At 59.6% G+C, this 9,805-nt stretch carries 8 protein-coding genes and 1 pseudogene; 8 read left to right on the top strand and 1 reads right to left on the bottom strand.

Going from position 1 to position 9,805, the window contains the following annotated elements; all coding sequences use genetic code 11:
• The 7 genes and pseudogenes from ftsY to ACEQFP_RS13255 all read left to right on the top strand — a co-directional run.
• A partial coding sequence (ftsY, locus tag ACEQFP_RS13285; RefSeq protein WP_396464348.1) for a signal recognition particle-docking protein FtsY occupies positions 1 to 1,239 on the top strand: 1,239 nt, incomplete at its 5' end.
• Positions 1,240 to 1,244: 5 nt separating this feature from the next.
• Positions 1,245 to 1,916, top strand: a complete 672-nt coding sequence (gene ftsE / locus ACEQFP_RS13280) for a cell division ATP-binding protein FtsE (RefSeq protein WP_005290620.1) — start codon at positions 1,245 to 1,247, stop codon at positions 1,914 to 1,916.
• Entirely contained in the window at positions 1,906 to 2,868 is a 963-nt protein-coding gene (ftsX, locus tag ACEQFP_RS13275; RefSeq protein WP_005290617.1) for a permease-like cell division protein FtsX, read from the top strand. The genes ftsE and ftsX overlap by 11 nt, the downstream gene beginning before the upstream one ends.
• Before the next feature lie 305 nt (positions 2,869 to 3,173).
• Positions 3,174 to 4,028, top strand: coding sequence for an RNA polymerase sigma factor RpoH (gene rpoH / locus ACEQFP_RS13270; protein ID WP_005290615.1), 855 nt, complete (start codon positions 3,174 to 3,176; stop codon positions 4,026 to 4,028).
• 93 nt (positions 4,029 to 4,121) lie between these two features.
• Positions 4,122 to 5,251 (top strand): annotated as a pseudogene (locus tag ACEQFP_RS13265) (sugar diacid recognition domain-containing protein).
• A gap of 150 nt (positions 5,252 to 5,401) precedes the next feature.
• Positions 5,402 to 6,667: a GntP family permease gene (locus ACEQFP_RS13260; protein ID WP_370547138.1), complete on the top strand. Its 1,266-nt coding sequence runs from the start codon at positions 5,402 to 5,404 to the stop codon at positions 6,665 to 6,667.
• A gap of 15 nt (positions 6,668 to 6,682) precedes the next feature.
• Complete coding sequence (locus ACEQFP_RS13255) at positions 6,683 to 7,819, top strand: glycerate kinase (protein WP_068870155.1); 1,137 nt, start codon at positions 6,683 to 6,685, stop codon at positions 7,817 to 7,819.
• Here ACEQFP_RS13255 and panM read toward each other — a convergent pair.
• A complete protein-coding gene (panM, locus tag ACEQFP_RS13250) occupies positions 7,816 to 8,208 on the bottom strand; it encodes an aspartate 1-decarboxylase autocleavage activator PanM (RefSeq protein WP_068870153.1) in 393 nt (130 codons plus the stop codon). The genes ACEQFP_RS13255 and panM overlap by 4 nt on opposite strands.
• A gap of 273 nt (positions 8,209 to 8,481) precedes the next feature.
• On the opposite strand from panM, the gene ugpB reads away from it, so the two are divergent.
• Positions 8,482 to 9,801, top strand: a complete 1,320-nt coding sequence (ugpB, locus tag ACEQFP_RS13245; protein WP_005290597.1) for a sn-glycerol-3-phosphate ABC transporter substrate-binding protein UgpB — start codon at positions 8,482 to 8,484, stop codon at positions 9,799 to 9,801.
• Positions 9,802 to 9,805: the final 4 nt, after the last annotated feature.

Here is a 9,805-nt window from a genome sequence, read left to right as displayed (position 1 = left end):
GCAGAGCAGGCAGAGCAGGCAGAGCAGGCAGAGCAGGCAGAGCAGGCAGAGCAGGCAGAGCAGGCAGAGCAGGCAGAGCAAGCGGCGCAGGAGGCTCTCGTGGTCGATGCCGCGGCCTTAGCCACCGTCGCGTTAGAGGAGACACCTGCCGAGCAAGACGAGGCGTTGGTCAGCGAAGAGGCTCATCACCCAGAGAGCGCTATCAGCGAACTGGCCGAGGTGGCGCGTTCGCAGGAGACCGTGGACCTGCAAGATATCGTCGCCGAGGAGGCGGCTTCGCCCGCGCCGGTCAGTGCCCGTGAGCAGGAAAAACCAACCAAGGAGGGCTTCTTCGCCCGTTTGAAGCGTAGCTTGGTCAAGACGCGTCAAAACCTCGGCTCCGGTTTTTTTGGCCTGTTCCGCGGTAAGAAGATCGATGATGATCTGTTCGATGAATTGGAAGAGCAGCTGCTGGTCGCCGATGTCGGTGTGGATACCACGCGTAAAATCATCGATACGCTAACCACGCATGCCAGTCGTAAAGAGCTGAAAGATGCCGAGGCGCTGTACGGCAAGTTAAAACAGGAGATGGGTGAGATCCTGCATAAGGTGGATGCGCCGTTGGATATTAGCGGGCATCAGCCGTTCGTCATCTTAATGGTCGGTGTTAACGGTGTGGGTAAGACTACCACCATCGGCAAGCTGGCTCGTCAGTTCCAGGCTCAGGGAAAGTCGGTGATGCTTGCGGCTGGGGATACCTTCCGTGCCGCGGCCGTCGAACAGTTGCAGGTCTGGGGTGAGCGCAATCATATTCCGGTGATCGCCCAGCATACCGGCGCCGATTCGGCCTCGGTGATCTTCGATGCCATCCAGGCGGCCAAGGCGCGCAAGGTGGATGTGTTGATCGCCGATACGGCGGGACGCCTGCAGAATAAGTCTCACCTGATGGAAGAGTTGAAGAAGATCGTGCGGGTGATGAAGAAGCTGGATGAGCAAGCGCCTCACGAGGTGATGCTGACGATTGATGCCAGCACCGGGCAGAATGCGATCAGCCAGGCGCGTCTGTTCCATGAGGCCGTCGGTCTGACGGGTATCACCCTCACTAAGCTGGATGGTACCGCCAAGGGCGGGGTGATCTTCGCCGTTGCCGATCAGTTCGGTATCCCGATTCGCTACATCGGCGTCGGGGAAGGCATCGAAGATTTGCGTCCCTTTAAGGCGGATGATTTTATTGAGGCACTTTTTGCCCGAGAGGATTAAAACGGATGATTCGCTTCGAACAGGTCAGTAAAGCGTATCTGGGCGGTCGTCAGGCCTTGCAGGGGGTGGATTTTCACCTGAAGCAAGGGGAGATGGCGTTCTTGACCGGCCACTCCGGGGCGGGGAAGAGTACCCTGCTGAAGCTGATTTGCGGTATTGAGCGCCCGAGTGCCGGGCACATCTGGTTTAGCGGTCACGATATCAGCCGGTTGAAAAACCGCGAGGTGCCGTTTCTACGGCGCCAGATCGGGATGATCTTCCAGGATCACCATCTGCTGTTGGATCGCACGGTGTACGATAACGTGGCGATGCCGTTGATCATCTCCGGCGCCAGCAGCGAGGATATCCGTCGCCGCGTGTCGGCGGCGCTGGATAAAGTCGGTTTATTGGATAAGGCGAAGAACTTCCCTATCCAACTTTCCGGCGGTGAGCAGCAACGGGTCGGCATCGCTCGGGCGGTGGTCAATAAGCCGGCGGTGCTACTGGCGGATGAGCCGACCGGTAATCTGGATGAGGCCTTATCCGAAGGTATTTTGCGCCTGTTCGAAGAGTTTAACCGTGTCGGGGTGACGGTGCTGATGGCGACGCACGATATGGGGCTGATCGCCCGGCGTCGTTATCGCATCTTGACCCTCAGTCAGGGACGCATGGCGGGAGGTGTCCAGCATGAGCAATAAATCCCATACCCGTCGCCCGGACAAGAGCAAGGCGCTGCGCGGCGGTTGGCGCGAGCAGTGGCGCTATGCTTGGTTGAACACCCTGGCGGATATGCTACGCCAGCCGTTAGCGACCCTGTTGACGGTGATGGTTATCGCCATCTCCTTGACGCTGCCGAGTGTGTGCTATCTGGTTTATAAGAATGTCAGCGAGGCCGCGACCCAGTGGTATCCGACACCGCAGTTGACGGTATATCTGGATAAGGCGCTAGATGACGATGCGGCCAGCCAGGTGATCGCCACCCTCAAGCAGCAGGATGGCGTGGCGAAGGTCAATTACCTGTCGCGTGAAGAGGCATTAGGCGAGTTCCGGAACTGGTCCGGTTTCGGTGGTGCCTTGGATATGTTGGAGGAGAACCCGCTGCCGGCGGTGGCAATCATCACGCCTAAACTCAACTTTGAGAGTAGCGCGACCCTGAACTCTCTACGCGATCGCGTGGCGGCGGTGCAAGGCGTGGATGAGGTGCGTATGGACGATAGCTGGTTCGCCCGCTTGGCCGCGCTGACGGGGTTGGTCGGCCAGGTGGCCGGGATGATCGGCGTATTGATGGTGGTGGCGGTGTTCCTGGTGATCGGTAACAGCGTACGCCTGAGCATCTTCAGTCGCCGTGATACCATCAATGTGATGAAGTTGATCGGGGCGACCGACGGTTTTATTTTACGTCCCTTCCTCAATGGCGGAGCCTTACTGGGATTCTGTGGCGCCTTGTTATCGCTGATCCTGTCTCAGACGATGGTCTGGCAGCTGGGGGGCGCGGTCTCCCGTGTGGCCTCGGTCTTCGGTACCAGCTTTACGCTGCATGGTTTGAGCTGGGATGAGTGCTTGCTGCTGCTGTTGGTCGCAACGATGATCGGTTGGTTGGCGGCCTGGCTGGCAACGGTACAGCATTTACGCCGTTTTACGCCGCAGTAACACGACGTCATATTACCTTATGCTATACTCTCTCCCCGTTGAGTCCGAGACGGGGGGAGAGCCTGATGGCCTGACCCAACCTTGGTTCCCGCCTGGTATGGTTTTATTCTCCCTTCGCACACCACAATCGTGTAGGCTTGGTTTAGCCTGAGTTGCAGATTTGTGCAATATTGTTCACTATAATAGTGAACTTGTGGGGTGACTCACGGTCAAATTATGCAGAAACGTGCTAGCTTTCGTTGTTTGGCTCTTTGCCAGACCGTAAGCGGTCAATGCACGGACTGTTAGCGTATTGAGAGGGTTTGATGAGCAAAGAAATGCAAACTTTAACCTTGGTTCCCCAGGGCAGTCTGGAGGCCTATGTGCGGGCTGCCAATGCCTATCCGATGCTGACGGCAGAGGAAGAGCGGGCGCTGGGTGAACGGCTGCATTACCAGGGTGACTTGGATGCGGCTAAGCAGCTGATCCTGTCGCATCTGCGCTTTGTGGTTCATGTCGCCCGTAACTACGCCGGCTATGGCTTGCCACAGGCGGATCTGATTCAGGAAGGTAACATCGGTCTGATGAAGGCCGTGCGGCGTTTTAACCCCGAGATGGGGGTTCGTCTGGTCTCCTTTGCCGTGCATTGGATCAAGGCCGAGATCCACGAGTATGTGCTGCGTAACTGGCGCATCGTGAAGGTGGCGACTACCAAGGCACAGCGTAAGCTATTCTTTAACCTGCGCAAGACTAAGCAGCGTCTGGGGTGGTTCAACCAGGATGAGGTTGAACTGGTTGCCCGCGAGCTGGGCGTCAGCGAGAAAGACGTGTTGGAGATGGAGTCGCGCATGGCGGCGCAAGATATGGCGTTCGACCTGCCGAATGACGATGAGCAGGAAGGCGCGCCCGCCGCTCCGGTGTTGTTCTTGCAAGACAAGTCTTCTGACTTCGCCAATGAGATCGAGGACGACAACTGGGAAAGTCACGCCGCCGATAAGCTGAGCGTCGCCCTGGAAGGGTTAGACGAGCGTAGCCAGCACATCATCCGCGCCCGTTGGCTGGACAGTGAGAATAAGGCGACGCTGCAAGAGCTGGCCGATCGTTACGGGGTTTCCGCCGAGCGTGTGCGTCAGTTAGAAAAAAATGCCATGAAGAAACTGCGTGCGGCGATAGAAGCCTAAGTCGGCACACGGCAGAATAGAGGGCGATGCATTGGCATCGCCTTTTTTATTGCCTGCGATTCGGTATTGGCGCAATGGATCCGAGGAGGAAGGATGAACGGCAGCGACCTCAGCGAGGCCGTGGCTCGGCAGATCGTACACCGGGCGATGAAGATCATCGGCCATTCGGTCAATGTGATGGATGCCCACGGGATGATCATCGCCTCTGGCGATGCGGCGCGGGTGCATCAACGCCATGAGGGCGCGGTATTAGCGCTGGCAGAAAACCGATTGATTGAGATCGATGAGGCGGCGGCGAGTCAGTTGCGAGGCGTGCGCCCGGGTATCAATCTACCGATTGCCTTTCAGCGGCGCGTCATCGGTGTCGTCGGGATCTCTGGGGCACCGAGTGAGGTGCGAGCCTATGGCGAGCTGGTGCGTATGGCGGCCGAACTGATCGTGGAGCAAGCGGCGCTGCTGGAGCAGAATCAGTGGGAGAAGCGTTATCGGGAAACACTGGTACAACAGCTGATCGCCGATGAGCGTGACGAGGGGCAGCTGGCGGCGACCGCCGCCTATCTGGGCGTCGATGTTACCCAGCCTCGCATCGCGCTGTTGTTTACCTTGCAAGATGCCCAGCATGAGACGCTACGCGCGCTACTCGAGGCATTGACGGCCTTAAATCGTGAGGCGTTGATCGGAGTGCAGGGGTTCGGCCAACTGGTGGTATTGCTCCCCTGCGACGCAGAGGCATCGGGGGCGGATCCTGCGTTGCGCCGGACGGTACGCCAGTTAACGCGCGGCATCGCGGCACGTTTCGCCTTGCGCGTCTATGTCGGTGGGCACTTCTACGGCAGCGATGCCATCTCTCGCTCTTACCGGAGCGCCGTGGCGCTGCAGGCGTTGGCTCGTCGCCATGCGCTGCATGGCGCCCTGCTGTATTATCACGATCATGTGTTGTGTTGCCGGCGCTACTGGAGCAATTGGCTGGCAGTTGGCAGGCTGATGAACTGGGACGCACCTGGCGAATACTGCAACGCCAGGATAGCCGTGGGGTGTTGTGCCGTACCCTGCAGGCATTCTTTGCTCAGAATTGTGAACTGTCTCAAACCTCAAAACAGCTGCATATCCACGTCAATACCCTCCGTTATCGCCTACAGCGTATATCCGATATAACTGGATTAAATATCAATAAATTAGACGATGTTATTCAGCTTTATCTTGGTATGCAGCTCCACGGCTAATTTGTACAAACCTACAAAAATAGGGCCGTAGCACGGCCCATTTTCTGTCGATTACCCTCAAGCTTTTCCGCGCATATTTTTCATAATGGCCGGGTACCCTTCACCGCCTCGAGCGGACACAGCGATAACAACAACAAGAGGAGACGCACCATGACAACAGTTTCCGCCACGGGCGCGCTAGTCGCGCTTGTCGTTGCCATCATATTGATTTTACGTAAAGTTTCCCCCGCATACGGCATGATAGCCGGCGCATTGGCCGGTGGCTTGGTCGGCGGGGCCGACTTAGTACAGACCATTGCGCTGATGATCGGCGGCGCGCAGGGGATCACCAGCGCGGTCCTGCGCATCCTCGGTGCCGGTATTCTGGCTGGGGTCCTGATTGAATCGGGCGCCGCCAGTACCATCGCAGAGACTATCGTGCGCCGCGTCGGAGAGGGCCGTGCCCTGCTGGCATTGGCGGTGGCGACGCTGATGCTGACCGCCGTCGGCGTGTTCGTCGACGTGGCGGTGATCACCGTTTCCCCGATCGCCTTGGCGATCGCCCATCGCGCGGATATCTCCAAGATGGCGATCCTGCTGGCGATGGTCGGTGGGGGTAAGGCGGGCAACGTGATGTCGCCTAACCCGAATACCATCGCGGCGGCGGAGGCCTTCAATGTGCCGCTGACCTCGCTGATGATGGCCGGTATCGTGCCCGGGCTGTTTGGTCTCGTGCTGGCCTACCTGTTAGCGCGCCGCCTACGCGCGCGTGGTAGTAAGGTACAGGCGCATGAGTTGGTGGTCGCCGAGCACGGCAGCCAGCCCTCCTTCATGGCGGCGCTGAGCGCCCCCTTAGTGGCTATCGTATTGCTGGCGCTACGTCCGGTGGCGGGTATCGCCATCGATCCGCTGGTGGCGTTGCCGTTGGGCGGTTTGGTCGGCTTGGTGGTGATGGGGCAGTGGCGCAACACCAACCGCTATATGGTTTCCGGCCTGTCACGCATGGCACCGGTGGCAATCATGCTGCTGGGAACCGGTACCCTGGCCGGCATCATCGCCAACTCGGGGTTAAAGGAGGTATTGATCTCGGGGCTTGGTGCCTCTGGGCTGCCCTCTTACCTGTTGGCACCGGTTTCGGGTGCATTGATGTCGATGGCGACGGCCTCCACCACCGCCGGTACCGCGGTGGCATCTGCGGTGTTCAGTTCGACCCTGTTAGAGATGGGCATTACCGCCTTGGCGGGGGCGGCGATGGTTCACGCCGGCGCCACCGTGTTCGACCATATGCCGCATGGCAGTTTCTTCCATGCGACGGGCGGCAGCGTCAATATGCAGGTGCATGAGCGCCTGAAGCTAATCCCTTATGAGACGGCGGTCGGCCTGATGATCGCATTGATTTCTACCCTGATGTTCGGTGTCTTCCACCTGGCAGGTTAACGGAGAGAATAGAGTATGAAGATCGTGATCGCCCCCGATTCGTTTAAAGAGAGTCTGAGCGCCATGCAGGTGGCCCAGGCGATTGAACAGGGTTTTCGTGAGGTGTACCCCGATGCCGACTATCAGTTACTGCCGATGGCCGATGGCGGTGAAGGGACGGTCGATGCCATGGTGGCGGCGACCGGAGGTCAACGTATCGCCCAAACCGTTACCGGGCCGTTGGGGCAACCGGTCGAGGCCTTCTTTGGCTGGTTAGGCGATAACGAGACGGCGGTGATTGAGATGGCGGCGGCCTCCGGCCTGCATCTGGTGCCGGCCGAGCGACGCGATCCGACGCAGACCACCAGCTACGGGACCGGCGAGCTGATCCTGGCGGCGCTCGATCGTGGCGCGCGCCGTTTGATCCTGGGGATCGGCGGCAGCGCCACCAACGATGGCGGGGCTGGGATGATGCAGGCCCTGGGGGCTGGGCTGTATGACGCCGCGGGGCAGCCATTGTCTTACGGTGGCGGTGCCTTGTCCGCATTGGCGCACATCGATCTGACGGGACTGGACGCTCGCCTGGCGCAGACCGATATCCTGGTGGCCTGCGATGTCGACAATCCGCTCTGTGGACCGCAGGGGGCTTCGGCGGTATTCGGCCCCCAGAAGGGGGCGACGCCGGCGATGGTGGCGCAATTGGACGCGGCGTTGCATCACTACGGTACGTTGCTGGAGCAGGAAGGGGGCCGGGCAGTGTTGAATGTCCCGGGGAGTGGCGCGGCGGGGGGCATGGGCGCGGCCCTGTGCGGCCTGTTGCAGGCACGCTTGCGTCCAGGCATTGAGATCGTGACGGAGGCGCTGGATCTGGCGCAGGCGGTGCAGGGTGCCAGCCTGGTGATCACCGGTGAAGGGCGTATCGACAGCCAGACGATCCATGGCAAGACGCCAATCGGCGTGGCGCGGGTGGCCAAGGCGGCGGGTGTGCCAACCATCGCGCTGGCGGGCGGTATGACGCCGGATTATGGCGTCGTCCATCCCCATGGTCTGGATGCGGTTTTCTCGGTGCTATGCCGCATCTCCACCTTGCAGGAGGCGTTGGCGCAGGCGCACGACAACCTGCGCGTGACGGCGCGTAATGTGGCGGCGGTATGGCGCGCGGCGCGCGCCTAACGGCTCCAGCCCTGTGCGCGTCGGCTAAAGCCGCAGGCGACCATAAAGTGATCCATCGTCGCCTGCTGGGTGGCAGGGATGTCGCTGAGCGGCAATTGCCAAGCGTGGATCGCGGGCAGTTGCCGCAGGGTGTCTTCGATCAGATAGAGCCCGACGCCGCGACGGCGTGTGACCTCGCGAACCATCAGATCGCGCAGGGTGGCGATGCCGTTGTCCAGCGTCACCTTGACGGCCGCCAATAGGCGTTCATTAAAGCGGGCGGCGAATAGGGCGCCGCCATTATCCAGCCACTGTTGCCAGCATGCCGGTGTCTGCTGCGGCCAGATTTTTTGTAGATCGCGCAGATCATCGGTGCTGAGCGTTTCCAGACGTTCAATAGTCAGTTTCATGGGTTTTTCCGTCAGGTAGCTATCGAGGGGAGCGAGCCGTCATTGTACGGTATTCTCGTCGCGCGCGCCGTACCTGACGCGCCTTGGCCGCGTTTCTGTGGCGTGCCGCGACGCGCTTCGGCTGTCATCCTCCCGTCACCTCGCCGTCATCAGGTCGTCATCCGCTGGTTATTTCTCTGTCATACGCGCATGGCATGGTAGCTAACGCCAATAACATGTCGTTTATCACTCACTGAAGCCGATGTAGTGAGTGTTTTACCACGGAGAGCGGAAATGGTTAACAAGGTAACACAGACGCTGGCCTCGCTGGCCATCACCCTGACGCTGAGCGCCCCAGGATGGGCGGCGATCGAAATCCCCTTCTGGCACTCGATGGATGCCGAGTTGGGTAAAGAGGTGACTAGCCTGGCGACGCGCTTCAATCAGTCGCAGAGCGACTATAAGGTGATGCCGGTCTACAAGGGAGACTATGAGCAGAGCATGGCGGCCGGTATTGCGGCCTTCCGTAGCGGCAAGGCGCCCGCCATTCTGCAGGTCTATGAAGTCGGTACCGCCACCATGATGCAAGCGCGTCAGGCGATCAAGCCGGTGTATCAGGTATTCCAAGAGGCGGGGATCGCCTTTGATCAGACGCAGTTCGTGCCGACGGTCGCCGGCTATTATGCCGATGGCGCGAATGGCCGCCTGTTGTCGCAACCCTTTAACAGCTCGACGCCGGTGCTGTACTACAACAAGGATGCCTTCAAAAAGGCAGGACTCGATCCGCAGAAGCCGCCGCAGACCTGGCAACAGCTGGCCGAGTATGCCGCGGCGTTACGTCAAAGTGGCATGTCATGCAGTTACGCCAGTGGTTGGCAGGGGTGGGTGCAGTTGGAAAACTTTAGCGCCTGGAATGGCTTGCCCTTTGCCAGCGAAAATAATGGCTTCGGCGGTCCATCGGCTCGCTTGACCTTTAACCAACCGCAGCAGGTGGCGCATATTCAGCGCCTAGCGGACATGATGCAGCGCGGCGAGTTCAGTTATTTCGGGCGTAAGGATGAGCCGACCGCGAAGTTCTATAACGGCGATTGCGCGATGATCACCGCCTCCTCAGGCTCGCTCGCCAATATCCGTGAGTATGCCAAGTTTGATTATGGCGTCGCCTTTATGCCGTACGATGAGCGCATTGCTGGCGCACCGCAGAATGCGATCATCGGTGGCGCCAGCCTATGGGTCATGAATGGTAAGTCACCGCAGGTCTATCGCGGCGTCGCCGAGTTCCTCAACTTCTTGGCCAGCCCTGAGAATGCGGCCGAATGGCATCAGAAGACCGGTTATCTGCCGGTGACCAGTGCCGCCTATACGCTGACAGGTCAGCAGGGGTTCTACCAAGCTAACGTCGGTGCCGACACGGCGACGCGCCAGATGCTACACAAGGATCCGCTCCCCTTCACCAAGGGGGTCCGTCTGGGCAACATGCCGCAGATCCGTACCGTGGTGGATGAGGAGCTAGAGGGGGTATGGACCGGTAAGCAGAATGCCCAGCAGGCACTGGATAACGCGGTGATGCGCGGTAACCAATTGTTGGCACGCTTCGAGAAGAACAGTCAATAATCTC

This window comes from Edwardsiella sp. A.80236 (assembly GCF_044540725.1).
GTDB classification, from domain to species: Bacteria; Pseudomonadota; Gammaproteobacteria; order Enterobacterales; family Enterobacteriaceae; genus Edwardsiella; species Edwardsiella tarda.
The sequence above is the reverse complement of the archived record's forward strand: the minus strand, read 5'-3'. Positions and strand labels throughout refer to the sequence as shown.